Consider the following 22629-nt stretch of genomic DNA (forward strand, 5'->3'; position numbering starts at 1 on the left):
TTAACTAAATAATTCTATTTCCTCACCCTTTGCAACAGGATATTCCTCAGTAAAACATCCGAAACAATGATTGGAAGAACCTAAAATTTCTTTTAAATTATCTGTACTCAAGAATTCCAAAGAATCAACGCCTAAATAATCTCTCAATTGCTCGGTAGACATATTTGCCGAAATCAAATCATCTTTCGATGGCGTATCAATTCCTAAATAACACGGTGCAATAATTGGCGGAGAAACACTTCTGAAATGAATTTCCTTTACACCAGCTTCTTTTAAAATCTTTACCAATCTTTTTGAAGTTGTTCCACGAACGATTGAATCGTCAATAATTACAACTCTTTTTCCTTTAATTTCAGAAATAATTGGATTCAGCTTAAGATTCACTACCCTTTCTCTCATTTCCTGGGTCGGTACGATGAAACTTCTACCGATATATCTGTTTTTAATCAAAACCGGACGGAAAGGAATTCCCGAAGCTTTAGAAAAACCAATTGCAGCAGGAACTCCCGAATCAGGAACTCCAATCACGAGATCAGCTTCTACAGGAGCCTGTTCCCAGATTTTCTCACCAGATTTTTCTCTGATTTCGTAAACATTGATGTTTTCTAAAGAAGAGTCGGGTCTAGCAAAATAAATATATTCAAAAGAACAAATTCTCTGCTTTCCTCTTGCTTCATCTGCCATGTAAGAATTAAGTTTACCTGGTTCGTTTTCGTTGGTATAAACGATTTCTCCGGGTAAAATATCACGAACATATTGAGCTCCGACAGCATCTAAAGCCACAGACTCAGAAGCAACAACATAAGAATTTTCGCTGGTTGCTCCCAAAACCAAAGGTCTGATTCCGTTGAAATCTCTGAATGCGAAAAATTTATTTCTCGTCATGCCAACCACAGAATATGCTCCTTCAATTTTTTCCATGGTCGCTTTAATAGCTCCACGAAGACCTAAATCAAGATTTTTTTGAATTAATCTTAAGATAACCTCAGAATCTGAAGTTGCTCTGAAAACTACGCCTTCAGCTTCCAATTCTGTTTTTAATTCTCTCGCATTGGTAAGGTTACCGTTGTGAGCAATAGAAAGTATAATCTGGTCATATTCGTTTTTGGCAAAAAATGGCTGAAAATTATATTTCTTTTTGTCTCCTGCAGTCGTGTAACGGGTGTGACCGATTGCAGAATTTCCCATAAAAGTTTCAGGATCTTGGATCTCTTTATAAACATCCAAAACCAACCCTTCATCTTTCATATTGGTGATTTTTCCGTCTTTAAGAACAGAAATACCACAAGCTTCCTGACCTCTGTGCTGTAAAGCAAAAAGCCCGAATTGCGAAAGAGAAAACGTATCTAAATCATTATCAGAATACATTCCGAAGATGCCGCACTCCTCGTTCGGAGCATCCAGTCTTTCTTCTTCCTGCGTTCTGAAAAGATTTCTTCCGTAGGTTTGAGTTTCAAACTGTTTTAAATATTCACTTTTATGAATGTCTAAACTTTTCATTTCTATTTTTTCTAAATTAGAAGTTAGATATTAGATGTTAGAAATTAGTCTAAGTTAACTTCAATTATAATTTTAAACTTGTCTTTAATGAATAAATCATTTTCTGTATCTCAGTTAAAAGTTCTTTTACAGGAACTATTTTAGTTTCGGAAATAAAATTTAAATCTATTAATAATTGTAGTTGTGTTTGCAACTCATAAGTTGAGCCAAACGCAATTCCAAGAAATTGATAAAATTCATTTTTATTATTTCTTCCTGCTCCTTCTGCAATATTTGAAGGTATTGAAACAGCACATCTTCTAATTTGAGACAGTAAACCAAATTTTTCTTCATTTGGTAATTCTGCAGTGACCAAATAAACTTCTTTTACTAAAGCCATTGATTTACTTCAAACTTTAAGATCCTCTATCCGGTGCGATTTCATACTAACCTCTAATATCTAACTTCTAACTTCTAAAAATTTACTTACCAAGTAAATTTTTCAATCGATTGTAAATTTCTACATAAGCTTCAGTAACTTCTCCTAAATCTCTTCTGAATCTATCTTTATCCAACTTCTTCATCGTGTCTTTGTCCCAAAGTCTGCATGTATCAGGAGAAATTTCGTCAGCCAAGATGATTTCGCCAGTAGAAGTTTTTCCTAATTCAATTTTGAAATCAACCAAGATGATATTCATTTTATCAAAAAGATCGATCAGAATTTCGTTGATTTTTCCTGTTAAAGCATACATTTCGTTTAATTCTTCATACGTTGCAGCACCTAAGAAAACAGCGTGGTGATCGTTGATTAGTGGATCTCCCAACTCGTCTTTTTTGTAGCATATATCGAAGATGGTAACAGGAGATTTAATTCCTTCTTCAACACCTAATCTTTGAGCCATACTGCCTGCAGAATAGTTCCTTACCACCATTTCCAAAGGAATAATTGATACTTTCGTTACCAATTGCTCTCTTTCGTCTATTTGTTTGATGAAATGAGTTTTGATTCCTTTTTCATTTAAATATTCAAAAATAAGAGTAGTGATGGCATTATTCATTTCACCTTTTAAATCTACTGATCCTCTTTTTTGAGCATTAAATGCAGTTGCATCGTCTTTGAAACGTACTACAACTTCTTCAGGGTTCTCGGTTGCAAATACTTGTTTTGCTTTACCTTCATACAACATTTCTAGCTTTTGACTCATAATTTTTACTTTTTACTTTAGAAAACTTCCAAACCAAAGTTTTCTGTTATAGTTAGATTTATTACTTTTTTATTTAATTAAAATTCCTGTTAAAACAGCGATTCCGAAACTTAATAATGTACCTATTAATACATATTCTGTTAGTTTTCTCTGTTTTGCCTGTGCCAAATCACTGAATCTGAAAACAGATTTTGCTGCCACCATAAATCCTACGCCTTCCCAATGATTGACAACAATAAATGTGAAGACTAACAATCGTTCTAAAATTCCGATATATTTTCCTGCACTCGATAGAGATTCGGTTTGTACATTGTTTTCTTCTTCCGTTACCGGTGTCCAAGATGACAATATTATTTTGATGAAAATTGAAGCGGGTGTCGTTAAAAACAGAGCTCCCATTATAGTTTTTAAGAAATTCTGATCTTTTAAAAATTCAAAATTAAATTCATTGAAATAAAGAGAAACTCCACCAATCACAGCTACATGAAGAATTTGATCGATGAAAAACCATCTTTTTTTATTCTGATTGTTCTGAAAAGTTAATTTACACGTATCAATAATAAAATGAGAAATTCCGACCAAAATAGCAACCCACCAAAGTTTCAGATCCCAAAGGAAAATTAAACTTAAAATGATATGAATCAAAACATGAATGTACAAATAAGAACTTTTCAGTTTTCGGTTTTCTTTATCTGCAACCCAAGAATTTGGCTGAAGAATAAAATCTCCGAGTAAATGTGCCAATATGAGTTGAATAAAAATCATCTTACAATTCTGAAATTTTCTTTCTAAAATATTGATTGGTTTCTACGATAAGCTCGTAGTTTGCACGTTTCAGCCTTTGGCTGATTGATGACTGGGAAATTGCAAATTTCTTTGCCAAGTCTTCCTGCGTAGTATCTTGCTTCATAATCATTTCGTGAATGATTTCTGAAGTTGCCATCGTCCAGTTGTCAAAATCTTTTGATGCCCATTTTAAAAGGATATTCAAATCTCTGTCAACAGAATCGTTGGAAGTCTTAATAGAAACGGTATGACCATCACTCTTCAAATCATTAAGCAATCTTCCTGAATTGACATAAGCTGAACCATTGGACTCGGTGATTTTCTCAGACGAGAAATTTTCCTGACCAATACCAATTGCCATTCTTACATCTAAATTTTCCTGACTTTTTATTAATGATTTGATAGCTAAGAAACGCCAAAAAACGTCATCGATATTACATTTAAACTGGAACTCATCACCTCTGTATATTTCCCATGTTTGTGGGGCACTCCCCCAGTTTTCTAGGAGATTTTTAAGTTTGGTAATCCAAACTTCTGTGTCTGCATGTTGCGAATTAATAATATCACCAGTGATGACCGCTATCATTTTGCAAATATAATCATTATTACTTATAAATAAAATATATAAGTGAATTTACTTATATAAAGAAAATATTAGTCTTTAAGCTTATAATTTTCAAATAGAAATTTAAAATACAAAAGACTCTGCCTGAATTTAAGCAAAGTCTTTTGTAATCTTGTTACTATTTTTAAACTTATTTTTTAATAAACTGATAAATTTTATCGTCAAGTTTCAATAAATAAGTACCTGTTTTTAGATTCTGAACAGAAATATTCTTTTTGTTTTTAAAGGGAGTTTTCTCTGTATAAATTAATTTTCCTGAAAAATCTAAAATTTGTGCAGTTTGAATATTTTCAGTTTTTCCGCTTATAAAAATGTTATCATTAACAGGATTTGGATAGATTTTAAATTCTTTTCCAGCTAAAAATTCAGCTTCAGAAGTTGCAAGCGTGCCTAAATTTTGACAATAATTACTCGCATAAGAATCCCATTCTGCAATATCAAAAGTTGTTGCAGGTTGATTAATTACTGCTTTTCTATACAATGAAACATTTCCTAAAACCGAAGAGTTGTTTTGTGAGGAAACCCCGATTGCATCTACTGTTATAGATTTATATCTCAATTCTAAATACTGACTTCCAGAATACGTCATTTGCGGAGCTGCAGTAATAAATTTCGCCTGACTAATTGTGAAACAGGAAAAATTAGCTTCAGGATTTAGAATTACAAAAGTTTCATTGTTCTGAACAATTCCATCCAATTCAAAAGGTGCCGGAAAATAATAATTTGTTCCACTCGGAAACTGAATTGACAATCTGTAATCATTTAAATTGACCGCATGACCTGTTTTATTGGTGATTTCAATCGCTTTATTATTAGATGTTCCCTCAAGATATTTTGTCACCATTAAATCTTTAGCATAAATATCTGTTGCTAAAGTTGTTGCTGAAGCTGTATTGCTGTCTCCAGAAAGTAAATATCCGTTATCATAGGCTTTAACGGTATATGTGTAAGCTGTAGAAGGTGTTAAGTGGTCTGCGCTGAAAGAATTTCCTTTTGAGGTACCAATTAAAGTTCCGTTTTGATAAATTTTGTACCCAATTACATCTGTGCTTGTACTTGGTGTCCAAGTTAATGTTGTAAAATAAGCACTGTTTTGACTTACAGTTAAATTACTTGGATTTGACGGTGCTACAGAATCTGGAGCTTGCCCCCAAATTGCATTCACCCAAGCCGGATTATCAATAAACGGATTTCTGTTTTTCTGTAAATTATAAACCGAGTTATTCCTGTCAATTTCTCTTTGAGAAACAGGATCTTGCTGATGCCATTGAAGAAGCATTGCAATATATGCAGGTTCAAAAGATCTTTCTTCAGTTCCGTCTAAAGGATTGGTGTCGGAAGCCGGATTTGCACTGTTGTTATAATTAAAACTTCCTAATTTTCCTTCGTATCTTACAGCAAAATATAATAAACTTCTCGCTACATCACCCTTAAATTCATTAATTGGTTCATAAACACGACCTGTATAAACATAATTAGGGATTGCGCTATTTGATATTTTTGAGCTATTTGTAAAAGTGTAGTAATTTGTTGCTCCCGCAATTCCGTAAGGATAATTGCTTCTTAACTGATTGATTCTTGCATCGGTCGGAACTACATAAAACAAATCTGAATACATCGGATAATTACTGTAGAAGGTGCTTTGAGGCATCATGTGCTCTCTATTCCATCCTAGTCCTTCTGCTCCGGAAGATCCAATAATGTTTGCTGTTGTATATTCGTAAGCATCCGGTCCGGAAGGAATTTCAGAATACATATCTAATAAAATAGTTGTATTCGAAGGTCCGTGATCATAATATATATCTAAATCAGTTTGATTATAATAATTTGTCAAATCACCATAATGCCAATTGATGTTTTTATTAGAAATAATATCATGCAGTTTAGACTTCAGCGCATAACCCGTTAATCCTGTCGTTCCATCATAATATCCTGTCGGAATCTGAGCCGAAACATAAGCCGATATTAAAACTATAGGAAGTAGAAGTTTTTTCATTTAATAAAAATTGGACGGCTAAAGTATGAAATTTATATATTGAAAACCAAAGATTCTCATTAATATTATGTTAATTTATGCAATATAATTTGTTGTAAATTAATAACTTAATTATAGTATTGCATCTTAATAATAAATAATTTTCGTATTTCGGCAATTTAAGTATCTTTGGCGCATAAGTATAATGTAATATGAACACAGAAACGATTAACAACATTAAAATGATCGCGGAAACAGCAAAGGAATTTGCTGAAAAGAATATCAGACCCAATATTATGGAGTGGGACGAAAGTCAGACTTTTCCTAAAGAACTTTTTCATCAGTTAGGTGATATGGGTTTCATGGGAATTGTAATTCCTGAGCAATATGGTGGTTCTGGTCTTGGTTATCATGAATATGTTGCTATTCTAGATGAAATTTCTCAAGTTGACCCTTCAATAGGTTTATCGGTTGCAGCACACAACTCGCTTTGTACCAATCATATCTATGAATTCGGAAACGAAGAGCAAAGAAACAGATGGCTTCCACAATTAGCGACCGGAAAGGTAATCGGAGCTTGGGGATTGACAGAACACAACACGGGTTCAGATTCAGGTGGAATGTCTACTACTGCTGTAAAAGACGGTGACGAGTGGGTAATTAACGGTGCTAAAAACTTTATCACTCACGCAATTTCTGGTGATATTGCTGTTGTAATGACAAGAACTGGAGAAATCGGTGCTAAAAACAATTCTACAGCTTTCGTTTTAGAAAAAGGAATGGCTGGTTTTACTTCTGGTAAAAAAGAAAACAAGCTTGGAATGAGAGCTTCAGAAACTGCAGAACTTATTTTTGATAATGTTCGTGTTTCAGACGCAAATCGTTTGGGTGAAGTTGGAGAAGGCTTTAAACAGGCTATGAAAATTCTTGACGGTGGTAGAATTTCTATTGCTGCATTGAGTTTAGGAACTGCAAGAGGAGCTTACAAAGCTGCTTTAAAATATGCTAAAGAAAGAAAACAGTTCGGGAAATCTATTTCAGAATTTCAAGCAATTAATTTTATGTTGGCAGATATGGCAACAGAGATTGATGCTTCAGAATTGTTGATTCAAAGAGCTTCTACATTGAAAAACGCAAAGCAAAAAATGACAAGAGAAGGCGCAATGGCAAAATTGTATGCTTCTGAAGCTTGTGTAAGAATTTCTAATAATGCTGTTCAGATTTTCGGAGGTTACGGTTATACAAAAGACTTCCCTGCTGAAAAATACTACAGGGATTCTAAATTGTGTACAATTGGAGAAGGTACTTCTGAAATCCAAAGATTGGTTATTGGTAGAGATATTACAAAGTAATTGATGTAATAATTCACTTTTATATAAGAAAAAGCAATAGCATACGATATTTTCGTATGCTATTTTCATTTTATAGAGAAATATTTTAAGGTATATTAAATGTATTGCATATTATTTTATTGGTATAGTCTAAAATTTTCTTAAATAATTTTGTTTTTGATAATATAATTTTTATTAGCTTTGATATTCCACAATCAAAATAGATATTATATGAAAAAACAACTATTTGTGATTGGAATGCTTATTTCAGGCATTTCTTTCGCACAGACAGACCGTCTTTGGTCTGAAACTTCCAGAAAAACTAATTCAGAAATTTTTGAAAACAAATCTTCAATCACTAATCCTAAAATCTATAGTTTAGATATCAACGGATTGAAAAATGTTTTAGCAAGAGCACCAAAAAGATTATCGGTTGGAGAAAAATCAGAAATCATTATTTCTTTTCCAAATTCAGACGGTAAATTGGAAAATTTCAAAGTAAGAGAAAATTCCAATTTTGATCCCCAGCTTGCTGCAAAATATCCGGATATCAAATCTTATATTGGAGAAAGTTTTGGGGATTCAAATTCAACGGTGTACTTCAGTATTTCTCCGTTAGGATTGTCTTCAATGGAAATTTATGGAGATAAATCAGCGGTTTTTATTGAGCCTTATTCTAAAGATCTTTCAACGTATGTGGTTTATAAAAAATCAGATAAAAAAGATGATTTAAACAAATTTGAGTGTACGGTAATTGACGTTGCTCAAAAAGGAGTTTCAAGCATTGACAATCTTCAGGCAAGACCAAATGCGGATGATGCAAAATTAAGAACTTTCAGACTTGCACTATCCTCAACGGGAGAATATACAACCTATTTCGGAGGAACAAAAGCACTAGCTTTAGCTGCCATGAATAATACAATGACTCGTGTAAACGGTGTATTTGAAAAAGATTTCTCGGCAAGAATGGTTTTAATTGCCAATAATGATGCAGTAATTTATACCAATGCTTCTACAGATCCATATTCTGCTGCTGCACAAATGAGCAATTGGAATTCTCAACTTCAATCAACTTTAACTTCAGTAATTGGTGAAGCAAATTATGATGTCGGACATTTATTCGGAGCTTCCGGAGGTGGCGGAAATGCAGGCTGCATCGGTTGTGTTTGCGTGAACGGCTCAAAAGGAAGCGGTTATACTTCTCCGGCTGACGGAATTCCTTCGGGAGATAATTTTGATATTGATTATGTAGCTCACGAATTGGGTCATCAGTTTGGAGGAAATCACACCTTCTCTCATTCTAACGAAGGAACAGGTGTCAATATGGAGCCGGGTTCAGGCTCCACTATTATGGGATATGCGGGAATTACAGGTCAGGATATTCAGGCGCATTCAGATTCTTTCTTTCATGCTGTAAGTATTCAGCAGATTACGGATAATATTAAAGCTAAAACATGTCCGACAAGCACGAGTACAGGAAATTCTATTCCTACAGCAAATGCAGGCTTAGATTATACAATTCCAAAAGGAACACCTTTTATGTTGACGGGTTCGGGAACTGATGCAAATGGAGACTCTTTAACTTATATTTGGGAACAGATGAATAATGCTTCATCTTCTCAAACGGGAGCAAGTTCTGCAGCAAGTGCTACAAAAGCAACAGGCCCTACTTTTAGATCATGGACACCACAGACTACTCCTATAAGATATTTCCCGAGAATGGCTTCAGTTTTAACAGGAGCAACAACTACGGCAGGTTCAGAAATTACTGTTGAAGCATTGTCAAATGTTGCGAGAACATATAATTTTAGATTTACGGTTCGTGACAACAGATCGGGAGGTTCTGGGAATAATTCTGACGATGCGGTAATTACAGTAAACGGAACTGCAGGACCATTCAGTGTGAGTTCTCAAAATACTGCGACCACTTATTCAGGAGGAACTTCTCAAACGATAACATGGAATGTTGCAGGAACTACCGCAAATGGTGTAAATGCTGCAAACGTAGATATTCTTTGGTCTACAGACAGCGGAAATACTTGGGCTACTCTACTTTCAGGAACTCCAAATGATGGTTCTCAGGCGGTAACGATTCCAAATGCTTCTACAACTACAGGAAGAATTATGGTAAAAGGTTCGAATCATATTTTCTTTGATGTAAATAATGCGAATATTACTGTAAATGCAGGTTCTGGAACTTCAGATACTACTCCACCAACTGCTCCAACTTTAGTGGCTTCAGGAACAACTTCTACAACAACGAATCTTTCTTGGTCAGGAGCAACAGATAATATAGCGGTAACCGATTATGATGTTTACCAAGGTACTTCACTCATTGGCTCTTCGGCAACGACTTCTTATTCTGTAACAAGTTTAACACCATCTACAACCTATAGTTTCACTGTTAAAGCAAAAGATGCAGCTGGAAATAATTCTGTTTCTAGTAATACGGTTTCTGTGACAACACTTGCGGGAAGCGCGGTAACTTATTGTTCGGCAACTGCAACTAATACTGCAGATGAAAGAATTGGAAATGTAAAGTTCGGAACGATTAACAATACTTCAACAGGAACTGCAGGTTACGAAAACTTTACTTCAGTTTCTACAAATGTTACGAGAGCTACAGCTTACACGATTTCTGTAACTCCGGTTTGGACTTCAACTAAATATAATGAAGCGTATGCGGTTTACATTGATTACAATAAAGATGGAGATTTCACAGATAGCGGAGAATTAGTGTGGACAAAAACAGGTTCACAAACAACTCCGGTAACAGGCTCAATCACAATTCCATCAACTGCAACTCTTGGAACAACCAGAATGAGAGTTATGATGCAGTATAACTCTGTTCCGTCATCATCATGTGGTTCTTATACTTACGGACAGGTTGAAGATTATACTTTAAATATTGTTTCTTCAGGAAGAGGTGATGATTTTGATGCTAAAGATTTGATTACTGATCTTAAATTATATCCAAATCCTGCAAAAGATATTCTAAATGTATCCAATACTACAAGCGATGATTATAAAATATTTGATATGGCAGGAAAACTAATCAATTCTGGAAAACTTGAAAGAGGTTCTGTAAATGTAAGCAGTCTTGTAAAAGGAGCTTATATGATTCAGGTTGGAGAAATAACTAAAAGATTTATTAAAAACTAATTACCATCTTAATTAACCTTGAGATAAGGAGGCTGTTCGGAAACGAGCAGCTTTTTTGCATAATAATGATTTGTGGGATTCGTAAAACGTATTAAAAACCTAACATCTAATATCTGATATCTAATATCTAATTTTTATATTTGCCTTAAATAAAAAATTTCATGGATAAAATTGACAGCCTGAACCAAGTAGCGGAATTCCACACAACCTTTAAAGCGCCTATTTTAGATACTCCGCAAATTCCTTCTCAGGAAAGATGCAACCTTAGAGTTGAACTTTTGCAGGAAGAATTAAACGAATTAAAACAGGCAATCGCCGATAATAATATTGTAGAAATTGCTGATGCTTTATGTGATTTGCAGTATGTTTTGAGCGGTGCGGTTTTAGAATTTGGTTTGGGAGATAAATTTGTTGAGCTATTCAATGAAGTTCAGCGTTCTAATATGTCTAAAGCTTGTGATAATGAAGAACAGGCGAATGAAACCGTTGACTTTTATAAAGAAAAAGAGGTTGAATCTTTCTATGAAAAATCAGGAGAAAAATTTAATGTGTATAGAAAAGTAGACCATAAAGTTCTGAAAAACAAATACTACTCTCCTGCAGATTTAAAAACAATAATTGAAAAATAGATGAAAAAATTAATTACGAATATTTTTACCGTTTCAGTGTTGACTGTTACTGCACAACAGCTTTCTGCCCAAAAAGCGGTGGTAAACCGTGAAGTTGAAACGACGAATGACGGAAAGATGCTTTTGGGAGCACAGTTGAAAGATCAATTCGTTAAAGAGCCATATTCAGAATGGTACACAAAGGAATTTAACGAGTATCAAATAGATCAGAAAGCAGTAAGTGAACTGAAGAAAAATAAAATTACGACTTATGATCTTGTCGTTTTTATAGGAACATGGTGTGAAGACAGTCACCGTGATTTTCCAAGATTGATGAAAATTTTGGAAGAAGTAAAATATCCGGATTCCAGATTGACGATTATTGCGGTGAATCGTAAAAAAGAATCTCCAAACGGAGAAGAATCAAAATATAATGTTTCTAAAGTTCCTACAATCATTGTTCAAAAATATGGCAAGGAAATTGGAAGAATCATTGAAATGCCGACAAGCGGTTACATCGAGAGAGATCTTGTTGAGATCCTGAAAAAAGATGACCCATCGGTAATCAGAGAAATATTTAAAAAAGAAAATTGAAAAATTTAAGATTAATTATTCCGTTTGTTGGAGGGATTCTGCTGATGTCGATTCTGTTCTTCAGTTTCAAATCTTGTTTTAAACCAACTGAAAAAACTGAAAAGTCAGATTATTATATTCTGACCAATCAGATTTCCAAAATGAATAAAATGGTTGTTTTGGAACAGGATTTTTCTGCAATGCAGAAAACAAAATTCGGCTATGAATTTCTGGGTAAAGAAATGACAAGCAACAGTATTATTACTTATACCAAAACGAATGCGCAGGTTTCTTATGATTTGAATAAAATGAAAATGGAAGTGGATTCTATTAATAAAAAACTTATCATTACCGATCTTCCGAATGCAGAAATTAGAATTGTACCCAGTGTGGAAATTCAGTCTTTAGATGATTCTTTTATCAACCGTATTTCTGAGCAGGATATTAAAAATGTTCAGAATAAAGCAAAACAGACAGCCATAAAATCTGTTGATCAAAACAAACTGAGAAGTGAAGGTCACCAACAATTAATGGAAAATCTTAATAATATTTTTGTTTTGGCAAAGGCTTTGAATTATAAGATAGAAGATCAAACCGGGAAACTCGGCGTTCTTGGACTCTAAAAATTCAAAACTATGGATTCAACAGAAGATAAAAAAAAGAAAGAATCTGCCAATTCAGCAGAAACAAAAAAGCAGAATGAAGATTTTCGTGATCTTCCAGCTTCATCAGAAAAACAAAATCCACCGGATGTTGATAAAGAAGACGTTCAGAAATCTTCAAAAAACAAAACGGGAAAAACAGATAATACTAAGTGAAAGCTTAGTATTTTTTTTGTTTAGAAGTAGATCTAATTTTGAAAATTCAATTTTAACAAACGCAAAATTTTAAAATAAATTGCATTTTTCGTGAAATATACTGTCAGTATTTCTTAAAGACGTAAAAAATGCGTATTTTTGCATCTTAAAATTTCTTAGTAAACAATGATAAAAATTACACTTCCAGACAATAGCGTCAAGGAATTTGAAGGAGAAGTTACTCCTTTGGATGTGGCAAAATCTATAAGCGAGGGATTGGCTAGAAATACCATTTCCGCAGTTGTAAACGGCACACAAGTCGAAATTACCACGCCTATAACCACAGATTCTACGGTACAGCTATTAACCTGGAATGATGATCTTGGAAAGAAAGCTTTCTGGCATTCTTCTGCCCATCTTTTGGCGCAGGCTATCCTTGAATTTTTTCCTGATGCTAAGTTAACAATTGGTCCTGCTATCGAAAACGGTTTTTATTATGATGTAGATTTCGGAGACGAAAGTTTATCTGATAAAGATTTCGAAAAAATAGAAAAGAAAGTTTTAGAAAATGCTAAAAAAGGATCTACATTCTCATTATATCCAGTTTCTAAAGAAGAAGCTTTAAAAACGTATGCTGACAATCCTTACAAAGTTGAATTGATTTCTAATCTTAATGATGGTGAAATCACTTTTGTAAGACACGATAACTTTACAGATCTTTGTCGTGGAGGTCACATTCCAAATACATCAATTGTAAAAGCTTTTAAAGTTCTGAATGCTGCAGGTGCTTACTGGAGAGGAAATGAAAAAAATCCTCAGTTAACGAGAGTGTATGGTATTTCTTTCCCAAAACAGAAAGAACTGACAGAATATCTTGAGTTATTAGAAGAGGCAAAAAGAAGAGATCATAGAAAATTAGGTAAAGAATTAGGGATTTTTGCTTTCTCAGAAAAAGTAGGTGCCGGTTTACCGCTTTGGTTGCCAAAAGGTACAGCTTTGAGAAAAAAATTAGAAAATTTCCTATCTGATGCTCAGAAAAAAGGTGGTTATGAATTTGTTATGTCTCCTCACATCGGAGCTAAAGAATTGTATGTAACTTCAGGACACTGGGATAAATATGGAGCAGACAGCTTCCAGCCAATTAAAACTCCGAATGAAGGAGAAGAATTTATGCTGAAGCCAATGAACTGTCCGCATCACTGTGAGATTTACAAAACGTCACAATGGAGCTACAGAGATTTGCCCAAAAGATATGCCGAATTCGGAACGGTTTACAGATATGAGCAAAGCGGTGAACTTCATGGTTTAACAAGAGTTCGTGGATTTACTCAGGATGATGCACACTTATTCTGTACTCCGGATCAGTTGATGGACGAATTTAAGAAAACTATTGATTTGGTTCTGTATGTTTTCGGTTCATTAGGTTTTGCTGATTTTACGGCTCAAATTTCATTAAGAGATCCTGAAAATACTGAAAAGTATATTGGAAGTGATGAAAACTGGGAAAAAGCTGAAAATGCAATTGTAACTGCTGCTAAAGAAAAAGGATTGAATACCGTGACGGAATATGGTGAAGCTGCATTCTACGGTCCAAAATTGGATTTCATGGTGAAAGATGCTTTAGGCAGAAAATGGCAGTTGGGAACAATTCAGGTAGATTATAATTTGCCGGAAAGATTTGACCTTACTTACGTTGGAAGTGATAACGAAAAACACAGACCGGTAATGATTCACAGAGCACCATTTGGTTCTATGGAACGTTTCATTGCTATATTATTAGAAAATACTGCCGGAGATTTCCCATTGTGGTTGGCTCCGGATCAGTTTACGATATTGCCAATCAGTGAAAAATATGTAGATTATGCTAAAAAAGTTTCACAACTTTTAGAAAATCACGATATTAGCGGTCTGATTGACGACAGAAATGAAAAAACGGGTAAAAAAATCCGTGATGCAGAATTGAAGAAGATTCCATTCATGCTTGTAGTAGGAGAAAATGAGGAGAAGGATGGCACAATTTCTGTAAGAAGACGTGGTGAAGGAGATCTTGGAGTAATGAGTCTTGAAGATTTTGTTACTTACTTTAAAGAAGCATCAAAAACCGGAATTGAGTATCAAGCTTAACCCCGAATAATTATTTTGAATGAGAATAATATCATTCAACAGATTTTTAAATAGAAAGTTAACCAATAAAATTTAATACAATAGCACAACGATTTAACAACAGAGGCCCACAAAGACGTCCTGTACAAGAGGACTTACACATGATAAACGATAAGATTCGCGTAAGAGAACTTCGTTTGGTGGGCGATAACGTAGAGCCGGGAATTTTCCCTATCGATAAAGCAAGACAAATTGCTAAAGAACAGGAACTTGACTTGGTTGTAATTTCAGATAAAGCTGAACCGTTTATTGCGAGAATATTAGACTATAAAAAGTTTTTATACGAGCAAAAGAAAAAAACAAAAGAACTTAAAGCGAAACAAATCAAAGTTGTCGTGAAAGAGATCCGTTTCGGACCTCAAACTGACGAGCACGATTATGATTTTAAGAAGAAACATGCTGAAAAGTTCTTAGAAGAAGGTTCAAAATTGAAAACCTACGTATTTTTCAAAGGCCGTTCTATTATCTTTAAAGATCAAGGTGAAATTTTACTTCTAAAATTAGCTCAGGAATTGGAGCATGTTGGAAAAGTAGACCAGTTACCAAAGCTTGAAGGTAAGAGAATGATTATGATGATGAGTCCTAAGAAACCGGCTAAATAATACATAATGACACCAAAATATTTGAAGTTTATACTTTGATATTTTTGGTTTACGATATATAAAAGAGATTTTCTTTGAAAGTCTCTTTTCGTATTATTATTTTTCGTAATTTTGCACACCAATTATATGCGTGAGGGATAGTAATGAAAAGCCCACAGCAAGCGACGGAAATGTTGCTGAGCGAGGACTTGTAATGAATAGCCCGACCCGAATGAGTGAATGCAGCGAAGCGGAATGAATGAGTGAGGGACACGCCCAAAAAGCTAATAGCCAAAAGCTTTTAGCCGATAGCTAAAATATTGATAACAAAAACATAAAAAAGCAAACAATGCCAAAATTAAAAACGAAATCAGGTGCTAAGAAACGTTTTGCTCTTACCGGTTCTGGAAAGATCAAAAGAAAAAACGCTTACAAAAGCCACATCTTAACTAAGAAAGAAACTAAGCAGAAGAGAAATCTTACTACTACTTCTTACGTAGCTAAAGTGGATGAGAAAGGCGTTAAACGTCAATTAGCAATTAAGTAGTTTTTATAAATCTTATTCGGTTTATAAGAATTCAAACAAATTCAACATTTTAACCCTGAAACGGTGCACCAAAGAGTAACAAAAGTTGCCGCCCTTTTCAAAAAAACAATTTAAATTATGCCAAGATCAGTAAATGCCGTAGCTTCTAGAGCTCGCAGAAAAAAATTAATGAAACAAGCTAAAGGTTTTTTCGGTAGAAGAAAGAACGTTTGGACTGTTGCTAAAAACGCGGTACAAAAAGCAATGCAATATGCTTACCGTGGAAGAAAAGAGAAAAAGAGAAACTTCAGATCACTTTGGATCATGCGTATCAACGCAGGAGCTAGAGAGCACGGAATGTCTTACTCTCAGTTTATGGGAGCTCTTAAAAAGAACAACATTGAGCTTAACAGAAAAGTTTTAGCTGATTTAGCAATGAATCATCCTGAAGCTTTCAAAGCAGTTGTAGATCAAGTAAAATAATGTAAAATTTTTTGTTATCAATATTAAATCCTGAGTTTTTTGCTCGGGATTTTTTTATTATCTACATTTGCTTAATATTAAAAAGTAGTACATTTAAAGTGAAAAAATTAACAGGTCTTCTACTCCTTTCTTTGGCTTCATACGGTTTGCAGGCACAGAGTTTTATTCAGGCTTACCAGACAAGAGCCAATCAGATTACGCAAACGAATATTACCACGTTGCTTCAGGAATTTTCGAATCTTGGTGTAAAAACTACAGGTTCTACGGCAAATACAAATACGCTGAACTGGCTTAAAGGTAAATATCAGTCTTTTGGTTACGATACGAGTCAGATTACAGAAGATACTTTTACCTACGGAAGTGCCACTTCCAAAAATTTAATCATTACTAAAACAGGAACAGTTTATCCAAATATTTACGTTATCATTTGTGGACATTATGATACCATTACCGGTCCCGGAGTAAGCGATAACGGAAGCGGAACTTCTATTTTACTGGAAGCCGCAAGAATTTTGAAAGATGTTCCTACAGAATATTCGGTGAAGTTTATTCATTTTTCGGGTGAAGAACAGGGTTTGATAGGAAGTAATCATTATGTGAATAATGTTGTTTTTAATAATAACGTTCGTCAACTTAATTTGAAAGTTGTCTTTAATATTGACCAGGTTGGAGGGAAAATTTCAAATCCAAGTAATACGATTGTTTGTGAAAGCGATCAAACTTCAGCGGGAGGAACAGCCAATAATGCACCATCACTTGCAATGACTCAGCAATTGGCAAATTGCACGACGCTGTACTCTCCTCTCCAGACAACTCTGTCAAATGCCTATGCATCAGATTATGTACCTTTTGAAGCTAAAGGAGATATTATTACAGGTTTTTACGAAACTCCAGTGAGTGGAAATCAACATACTGTAAATGATACTTTTGCGAATATTGATCCTGTATATGTTTTTAATGTAGGGAAAGCAGCAGTTGGAGCGCTTCAGCATTTTGCTGTGGCAACCTCTGTTTTAAGTACTAATGAAACTGCTGTAAATAAGTTAGAATCAATAAAGATTTATCCTAATCCTGCAAAAGATTTCCTGAATGTAGAAGTTCCAACTAACATTAAAAATTTCTCTCTTGAAATCAATGATATGAGCGGAAAATTAATTTCTACTCATGAAAACGAAAACAAGATTAATGTTTCTAAATTAACAAGCGGAGTTTATCTTTGTACCATAAAGTCTGATGGTGAAATAATAACTAAAAAAGTGATTATCGATAAATAAAAATAAATTGAATTTTTAAAAAATCATTTATCAATTCAAACTTTTTATTAAATAAAAAATAATGATTCCTTACTTTCGTTTGGAATCATTTTATTTATACATTTGCAAAAATTAAAAAGTGAAGAAAATACTTGGTATTATTGTTTTGTCTCTAGGACTTCAGAATGTAAATGCACAAAGCTTTATTCAGGCTTATCAAACGAGAGCAGAGCAGGTAACTCAAACCAATATCACTACCAATTTGCAGGAATTTTCGAATTTCGGAATTAAAACTACGGGTTCTGTAAATAATACCAATGCATTAAATTGGCTTAAAAATAAATATGCCTCTTACGGTTATTCTACAAGTCAGATTGTAGAAGATCCTTTTTCTTATACGCAAGGAGGCAATACTATCAATTCAAAAAATCTTGTCATTACAAAAACCGGAACGGTTTACCCTAATAAATTTGTGATTATCTGTGGACATTTCGACAGTATTAATGGTCCCGGAGTAAATGATAACGGAAGCGGAACTTCAATTATTTTGGAGGCAGCAAGAATTTTGAAAGATGTTCCGACAGAATATTCTATTAAGTTTATTCATTTCTCAGGAGAAGAACAAGGCTTGAGAGGAAGTACTCATTACGCAAATACTGTAGCTTATCAAGGTACAAATCGTGTTTTAGATATCAAATTGGTTTTCAATCTTGATCAGGTTGGAGGTAAAATGGGTAACAATAATAATACGATCTACTGTGACGAAGATATGGGCGGAAATCCTAATAACACTGCTGCTTCCGTTGCTGCAACTCAGGAATTGGTAACCCTTACAGGTCTTTATTCACCGTTATTAACTGATATAGACGAAGCTGAAGATACCGATTATATTCCTTTTGAATTGAAAGGTGAAGTGATTACGGGATATTTTGAAAGAATTAGAAGCAATTATCCTCACACCGCCAATGATACTTTTGCTAATACAGATCCCGTTTATATTTACAAGGTTGGAAAAGCGTCAGTTGGTGCTCTACAACATTTTGCCGTTGCATCTACAACGATTTTATCCACCGCTGAAAATTCTGTGAATCAGCTTGAAGAAATATCAATTTATCCTAATCCTGCAAAAGATTTTTTAAATCTTGAACTACCAAAGACGGTGAAAAATTTTAGTTTTGAATTAATAAATTTACCTGGTCAAATGATAATGAAAACAGAAAATGAGTCTAAAATAAATATTTCTGGCATTGTAAAAGGTGTTTACTTAGCAAAAATAACAGCCAATAATCACACTGTCGTTAGAAAAGTAATCATCGAATAATACAACTTTAAGCCTGCAATTTGCAGGCTTATTTATTTCTGTCTAAAAGTATTTCTTCAATATCTTCTAAACTGATATTTTTAGCTTTCAATAAAATTAAAAAATGATATAGCAAATCTGCAGCTTCATTTTTAAACAGATCATCATTATTATCTTTTGATTCAATTATCAATTCTACAGCCTCTTCTCCTACTTTTTGAGCCATTTTATTGAGCCCTCTCTGAAATAAAGAATAGGTATAAGAATCTTCAACTTTATCATCAATTCGATGGCTGATTTTTTCCTCCAGTTCATACAAAAATCCTTTAGAATTTTTTTCTCCAAAACAACTGAAACTTCCTGTATGACAAACTACATTTTTAGGAATTACTTTAATTAAAATTGAATCATTATCACAATCAATTTCAATATTTTTTACAGTTAAAAAGTTTCCTGATTCTTCTCCTTTTGTCCAAAGTCTGTTTTTTGAACGGCTGAAAAAAGTTACAATTTTCTCTTCTTTTGTTTTGGCAAAAGCTTCTTCATTCATATACCCCAACATTAGAATCTGTAAAGTTCTTTCGTCCTGAATGATTACAGGAACTAAGCTATTATTATTTTTATCAAAATTTATGTTCATCGTATTTCAATTTTTTTAGATTTTAAATCATTTTTCAAATCCTGAATTTTCACTTCTCCAAAATGGAAAATACTTGCAGCCAAAGCTCCTGTTGCTTTAGTTTGATTAAAAATATTTTCAAAATCCTCAGTTTTTCCTGCACCTCCCGAAGCAATGACGGGAATATTTACATTTTCAGAGATTAATCTTGTTATTCTTAAATCAAAACCATTTTTAGTTCCGTCGCCATCCATCGAGGTTAAAAGAATTTCTCCGGCTCCCAATTCTTCTGCTTTTTTTGCCCAATCTAAAGTTTTCAAATCGGTCATTTCTTTTCCTCCTTTTACAAAAACCCAATCTGAATCATCAACAAGCTTTGTATCAATCGCAACCACAATACACTGACTTCCAAATTCTTTCGCTAAATCAGAAATAAGCTCTGGATTTTTCACAGCAGAAGAATTAACGCTGATTTTATCTGCGCCAGCTTCTAAGAGTTTTCTCACATCTTCAACAGAAGAAACTCCTCCTCCAACTGTAAAAGGAATACTGAGTTCTTTAGCTATATTTTTTACCAATTCAACGAAAGTTTTACGTTCTTCGATAGTAGCAGTAATGTCGAGAAATACTAATTCATCTGCACCTTCATTCTCATATTTTTTTGCTAATTCTATTGGATTTCCTGCATTTCTCAACCCTTCAAAATTGATCCCTTTTACCGTTGTTCCATCTTTTATATCCAAGCATGGAATAATTCTTTTTTTAAGCATTTTCAATAAAATTTTGAAGTTGTTTTAAACTTATTCTCCCTTCATAAATCGCTTTTCCGATAATCGTTCCGGAACATCCGATTTCTTTCATTTTAAATACATCTTCAATACCCGAAATTCCTCCACTTGCAACCAGTTCAACAGAAGTTTGAGCTAAAATCTCCTGATACAATTCTGTGGAAGGTCCTTCCAGCATTCCGTCTTTTGATATATCGGTACAGATCGTATTTTTTACACCTTTTTGCTGATATTGGAGAATAAAATCAATGACATTTTTGTCACTTTTTTCGAGCCAACCGGATGTTTTTATTTTTCTATTTTCACAATCTGCTCCCAATATAATTTTTTCTGACCCAAATTTTTGAATTAAATCGAAACAAAACTCAGGATTTTTGACAGCAATACTTCCGATTGTAATCTGTTTTGCGCCTGAATTAAAAGCAATTTCTATGTCTTCTAAACTTTTTAAACCACCTCCAAAATCGATTTGTAAAGATGTTTCTCTTGCAATATTTTCCAATAGTTTCTGATTGACAATATGTTTAGATTTTGCGCCATCCAAATCAACCAAATGAAGAAATTTGATTCCGAAGCTTTCAAATTCTTTGGCAACTTCTATAGGATTTTCATTGTAAATTTTCTTTGTCTGATAATCACCTTTTGACAGACGTACACATTTTCCTTCAATAATGTCAATAGCAGGAATAATTTTCATACTTAAAGTTTTAAAAAGTTATTTAATAATTGACTTCCAATTCTACCCGATTTTTCAGGGTGAAACTGCATCGCATAGAAATTATCTTTCTGTAAAGACGCACTGAAAGGTAAAATGTAATCGCAGACAGAAGTAGTATTTTCTGATAATTCACAATAAAAGCTGTGAACAAAATAGACATCGCTTTTTTCTTCAACTCCAGAGAGAACAGGAGATTTAAAGTTTGAAATCGTATTCCATCCCATGTGTGGAACAATTTCTTTAGCAGGAAATTTCTTTACATTAATATCAAAAATTTCCATTCCAACAGTGTTTCCTTCTTCGTTATTTTTACACATCAACTGCATTCCAAGACATATTCCCAAAACAGGTTGCTTTAAAGTTGGAATTAATTGGTCCAAACCTTTTTTCTTTAAAATTTTCATCGTTGAAGATGCTTCGCCAACTCCCGGAAAAATCACCTTGTCAGCATTTTTTATCAGTTCAAAATTATCGGTAATAATAGAATTTGCACCTAATCTTTCAAGAGCATTCTGAACGGAATTTACGTTTCCACCGTTGTATTTTATAATCGCTATCATCTTATAAACTTCCTTTTGTTGACGGTAAATTAAAATTCTGATCAGATTGATTAACTGCCATTTTTATTGCTTTAGCAAAGGCTTTAAAAATTGATTCTATCTTGTGATGCTCGTTTTCTCCCTCAGATTTAATATTTAAATTGCATTTTGCAGCATCTGTAAACGATTTAAAAAAGTGGTAAAACATTTCTGTTGGTACATCACCGATTTTTTCTCGTCTAAAATTGGCATTCCAAACCAACCATGGACGGCCGCCAAAATCAATCGCTACCTGAGATAAACAATCGTCCATTGGAAGCAAAAAACCATATCTCTCGATTCCTTTTTTCTTTCCTAAAGCTTTTAAAACTGCCTCTCCAAAAACAATTCCGGTATCTTCGATTGTGTGGTGTTCGTCAACTTGTAGATCTCCGTTCACTTTAATTTTTAAATCTAAATTTCCATGTCTGGAAATCTGTTCAAGCATATGATCAAAAAAGTGCAAACAAGTTGAAATTTCAGATTTTCCGCTTCCATCAAGATTAACTTCAATTTCAATATCCGTTTCATTGGTTTTTCTTGATACTTTAGATTTTCGTGGAGTCTGTTTTAAATATTGATAAATTTCACTCCAGCTTTCAGTTGTTAAATCAGCTTCTTTATTTTGAATTTTATTAATAAAAATAGATTTAGAACTTAAATTTTTTGCTAACTGAATGTCTGTCAGTCTATCTCCGATCACGAAAGAATTTTTAAGATCATAATCTCCGTAAATATATTTTCCAAACATACCAATTCCTGGTTTTCTGGTAGCTAAACTTTCGCTTTCAAAACTTTTATCAATCAATATATCATTGAAAACTATTCCTTCATTTTCAAAAGCTTCCAACATTTTATCCTGAGGCTTTTTGAAATCTTCAAACGGAAAATTGCCCGTTCCTAAACCATCCTGATTGGTTACGATTACTAATTCATAATCTAATTCTTTTGCAATTTTTGCTAAATTTTGAAAAACTCCCGGATAAAACTCAAGCTTTTCTAATGTATCAACCTGAAAATCTGTAGGTGGTTCCATAATCAATGTACCGTCACGGTCAATAAATAATACTTTTTTCATG

The 22629-nt window shown here is 33.7% G+C and carries 23 protein-coding genes; 12 read left to right on the top strand and 11 right to left on the bottom strand.

Going from position 1 to position 22629, the window contains the following annotated elements:
- The 6 genes from purF to OEA66_RS09195 all read right to left on the bottom strand — a co-directional run bounded on the left by purF (position 1) and on the right by OEA66_RS09195 (position 6091).
- Positions 1-1500, bottom strand: a complete 1500-nt coding sequence (gene purF / locus OEA66_RS09170; protein WP_267281088.1) for an amidophosphoribosyltransferase — start codon at positions 1498-1500, stop codon at positions 1-3.
- Positions 1501-1564: 64 nt separating this feature from the next.
- On the bottom strand, positions 1565-1879 hold the full coding sequence (locus tag OEA66_RS09175; protein WP_267281089.1) for a four helix bundle protein: 315 nt from the start codon (positions 1877-1879) through the stop codon (positions 1565-1567).
- Between the two features lie 82 nt (positions 1880-1961).
- Entirely contained in the window at positions 1962-2684 is a 723-nt protein-coding gene (gene purC / locus OEA66_RS09180) for a phosphoribosylaminoimidazolesuccinocarboxamide synthase (RefSeq protein ID WP_267281090.1), read from the bottom strand.
- A gap of 69 nt (positions 2685-2753) precedes the next feature.
- A complete protein-coding gene (locus OEA66_RS09185) occupies positions 2754-3449 on the bottom strand; it encodes a DUF3307 domain-containing protein (protein ID WP_267281091.1) in 696 nt (231 codons plus the stop codon).
- Position 3450: 1 nt separating this feature from the next.
- Positions 3451-4056: a SatD family protein gene (locus OEA66_RS09190; protein ID WP_267266150.1), complete on the bottom strand. Its 606-nt coding sequence runs from the start codon at positions 4054-4056 to the stop codon at positions 3451-3453.
- A 169-nt stretch (positions 4057-4225) separates the two neighbouring features.
- Positions 4226-6091, bottom strand: a complete 1866-nt coding sequence (locus tag OEA66_RS09195; RefSeq protein WP_267281092.1) for an endonuclease — start codon at positions 6089-6091, stop codon at positions 4226-4228.
- A 191-nt stretch (positions 6092-6282) separates the two neighbouring features.
- Between OEA66_RS09195 and OEA66_RS09200 the strand changes: the two genes are divergently transcribed.
- The 12 genes from OEA66_RS09200 to OEA66_RS09255 all read left to right on the top strand — a co-directional run bounded on the left by OEA66_RS09200 (position 6283) and on the right by OEA66_RS09255 (position 18868).
- Positions 6283-7422, top strand: coding sequence for an acyl-CoA dehydrogenase family protein (locus OEA66_RS09200; RefSeq protein WP_267281093.1), 1140 nt, complete (start codon positions 6283-6285; stop codon positions 7420-7422).
- A 210-nt stretch (positions 7423-7632) separates the two neighbouring features.
- Positions 7633-10563: a reprolysin-like metallopeptidase gene (locus tag OEA66_RS09205; RefSeq protein WP_267281094.1), complete on the top strand. Its 2931-nt coding sequence runs from the start codon at positions 7633-7635 to the stop codon at positions 10561-10563.
- A 161-nt stretch (positions 10564-10724) separates the two neighbouring features.
- Positions 10725-11192 (top strand): pyrophosphohydrolase domain-containing protein, encoded by a 468-nt coding sequence (locus tag OEA66_RS09210; RefSeq protein WP_267281095.1) that lies wholly within the window; start codon positions 10725-10727, stop codon positions 11190-11192.
- Positions 11193-11765, top strand: a complete 573-nt coding sequence (locus tag OEA66_RS09215; protein WP_267281096.1) for a TlpA family protein disulfide reductase — start codon at positions 11193-11195, stop codon at positions 11763-11765.
- The gene (locus OEA66_RS09220) at positions 11762-12367 is read left to right on the top strand and encodes a DUF4230 domain-containing protein (protein WP_267281097.1); all 606 of its coding nucleotides are present in this window, start codon (positions 11762-11764) and stop codon (positions 12365-12367) included. The genes OEA66_RS09215 and OEA66_RS09220 overlap by 4 nt, the downstream gene beginning before the upstream one ends.
- A gap of 12 nt (positions 12368-12379) precedes the next feature.
- Positions 12380-12562 (top strand): hypothetical protein, encoded by a 183-nt coding sequence (locus OEA66_RS09225; RefSeq protein ID WP_267281098.1) that lies wholly within the window; start codon positions 12380-12382, stop codon positions 12560-12562.
- A 165-nt stretch (positions 12563-12727) separates the two neighbouring features.
- Entirely contained in the window at positions 12728-14665 is a 1938-nt protein-coding gene (thrS, locus tag OEA66_RS09230; protein WP_267281099.1) for a threonine--tRNA ligase, read from the top strand.
- A gap of 140 nt (positions 14666-14805) precedes the next feature.
- Complete coding sequence (infC, locus tag OEA66_RS09235; protein ID WP_115596428.1) at positions 14806-15306, top strand: translation initiation factor IF-3; 501 nt, start codon at positions 14806-14808, stop codon at positions 15304-15306.
- A 328-nt stretch (positions 15307-15634) separates the two neighbouring features.
- A complete protein-coding gene (rpmI, locus tag OEA66_RS09240; RefSeq protein WP_230669123.1) occupies positions 15635-15832 on the top strand; it encodes a 50S ribosomal protein L35 in 198 nt (65 codons plus the stop codon).
- A gap of 117 nt (positions 15833-15949) precedes the next feature.
- A complete protein-coding gene (rplT, locus tag OEA66_RS09245) occupies positions 15950-16294 on the top strand; it encodes a 50S ribosomal protein L20 (RefSeq protein ID WP_066678564.1) in 345 nt (114 codons plus the stop codon).
- A gap of 98 nt (positions 16295-16392) precedes the next feature.
- Entirely contained in the window at positions 16393-17568 is a 1176-nt protein-coding gene (locus tag OEA66_RS09250) for a M28 family peptidase (RefSeq protein ID WP_267281100.1), read from the top strand.
- A 118-nt stretch (positions 17569-17686) separates the two neighbouring features.
- Positions 17687-18868 (top strand): M28 family peptidase, encoded by a 1182-nt coding sequence (locus OEA66_RS09255; RefSeq protein ID WP_267281101.1) that lies wholly within the window; start codon positions 17687-17689, stop codon positions 18866-18868.
- A gap of 28 nt (positions 18869-18896) precedes the next feature.
- On the opposite strand, the gene hisIE is transcribed toward OEA66_RS09255, so the two are convergent.
- Genes hisIE through hisB form a run of 5 tightly spaced genes read right to left on the bottom strand, consistent with a single transcriptional unit; the run spans position 18897 to position 22628 of the window.
- Positions 18897-19487 carry a bifunctional phosphoribosyl-AMP cyclohydrolase/phosphoribosyl-ATP diphosphatase HisIE gene (gene hisIE, locus OEA66_RS09260; RefSeq protein WP_267281102.1) on the bottom strand — a complete coding sequence of 197 codons (591 nt, stop codon included), beginning with the start codon at positions 19485-19487 and terminating at the stop codon, positions 18897-18899.
- Positions 19484-20236 (bottom strand): imidazole glycerol phosphate synthase subunit HisF, encoded by a 753-nt coding sequence (gene hisF, locus OEA66_RS09265; RefSeq protein ID WP_267281103.1) that lies wholly within the window; start codon positions 20234-20236, stop codon positions 19484-19486. Before hisF ends, hisIE begins: the two co-directional genes overlap by 4 nt.
- On the bottom strand, positions 20229-20951 hold the full coding sequence (gene hisA, locus OEA66_RS09270; protein WP_267281104.1) for a 1-(5-phosphoribosyl)-5-[(5-phosphoribosylamino)methylideneamino]imidazole-4-carboxamide isomerase: 723 nt from the start codon (positions 20949-20951) through the stop codon (positions 20229-20231). Before hisA ends, hisF begins: the two co-directional genes overlap by 8 nt.
- Positions 20952-20953: 2 nt before the next feature.
- Positions 20954-21532 carry an imidazole glycerol phosphate synthase subunit HisH gene (gene hisH, locus OEA66_RS09275; protein ID WP_267281105.1) on the bottom strand — a complete coding sequence of 193 codons (579 nt, stop codon included), beginning with the start codon at positions 21530-21532 and terminating at the stop codon, positions 20954-20956.
- 1 nt (position 21533) lies between these two features.
- A complete protein-coding gene (hisB, locus tag OEA66_RS09280) occupies positions 21534-22628 on the bottom strand; it encodes a bifunctional histidinol-phosphatase/imidazoleglycerol-phosphate dehydratase HisB (protein WP_267281106.1) in 1095 nt (364 codons plus the stop codon).
- Position 22629: the final 1 nt, after the last annotated feature.

The organism is Chryseobacterium luquanense (assembly GCF_026460945.1).
GTDB classification, from domain to species: Bacteria; Bacteroidota; Bacteroidia; order Flavobacteriales; family Weeksellaceae; genus Chryseobacterium; species Chryseobacterium luquanense.

Bases quoted from the DNA above. Each gene is read 5' to 3' on its own strand.
- purF (WP_267281088.1), bottom strand. From the start codon at position 1,500: ATGAAAAGTTTAGACATTCATAAAAGTGAATATTTAAAACAGTTTGAA.
- OEA66_RS09175 (WP_267281089.1), bottom strand. From the start codon at position 1,879: ATGGCTTTAGTAAAAGAAGTTTATTTGGTCACTGCAGAATTACCAAAT.
- purC (WP_267281090.1), bottom strand. From the start codon at position 2,684: ATGAGTCAAAAGCTAGAAATGTTGTATGAAGGTAAAGCAAAACAAGTA.
- OEA66_RS09185 (WP_267281091.1), bottom strand. From the start codon at position 3,449: ATGATTTTTATTCAACTCATATTGGCACATTTACTCGGAGATTTTATT.
- OEA66_RS09190 (WP_267266150.1), bottom strand. From the start codon at position 4,056: ATGATAGCGGTCATCACTGGTGATATTATTAATTCGCAACATGCAGAC.
- OEA66_RS09195 (WP_267281092.1), bottom strand. From the start codon at position 6,091: ATGAAAAAACTTCTACTTCCTATAGTTTTAATATCGGCTTATGTTTCG.
- OEA66_RS09200 (WP_267281093.1), top strand. From the start codon at position 6,283: ATGAACACAGAAACGATTAACAACATTAAAATGATCGCGGAAACAGCA.
- OEA66_RS09205 (WP_267281094.1), top strand. From the start codon at position 7,633: ATGAAAAAACAACTATTTGTGATTGGAATGCTTATTTCAGGCATTTCT.
- OEA66_RS09210 (WP_267281095.1), top strand. From the start codon at position 10,725: ATGGATAAAATTGACAGCCTGAACCAAGTAGCGGAATTCCACACAACC.
- OEA66_RS09215 (WP_267281096.1), top strand. From the start codon at position 11,193: ATGAAAAAATTAATTACGAATATTTTTACCGTTTCAGTGTTGACTGTT.
- OEA66_RS09225 (WP_267281098.1), top strand. From the start codon at position 12,380: ATGGATTCAACAGAAGATAAAAAAAAGAAAGAATCTGCCAATTCAGCA.
- thrS (WP_267281099.1), top strand. From the start codon at position 12,728: ATGATAAAAATTACACTTCCAGACAATAGCGTCAAGGAATTTGAAGGA.
- infC (WP_115596428.1), top strand. From the start codon at position 14,806: ATGATAAACGATAAGATTCGCGTAAGAGAACTTCGTTTGGTGGGCGAT.
- rpmI (WP_230669123.1), top strand. From the start codon at position 15,635: ATGCCAAAATTAAAAACGAAATCAGGTGCTAAGAAACGTTTTGCTCTT.
- rplT (WP_066678564.1), top strand. From the start codon at position 15,950: ATGCCAAGATCAGTAAATGCCGTAGCTTCTAGAGCTCGCAGAAAAAAA.
- hisIE (WP_267281102.1), bottom strand. From the start codon at position 19,487: ATGAACATAAATTTTGATAAAAATAATAATAGCTTAGTTCCTGTAATC.
- hisF (WP_267281103.1), bottom strand. From the start codon at position 20,236: ATGCTTAAAAAAAGAATTATTCCATGCTTGGATATAAAAGATGGAACA.
- hisA (WP_267281104.1), bottom strand. From the start codon at position 20,951: ATGAAAATTATTCCTGCTATTGACATTATTGAAGGAAAATGTGTACGT.
- hisH (WP_267281105.1), bottom strand. From the start codon at position 21,532: ATGATAGCGATTATAAAATACAACGGTGGAAACGTAAATTCCGTTCAG.
- hisB (WP_267281106.1), bottom strand. From the start codon at position 22,628: ATGAAAAAAGTATTATTTATTGACCGTGACGGTACATTGATTATGGAA.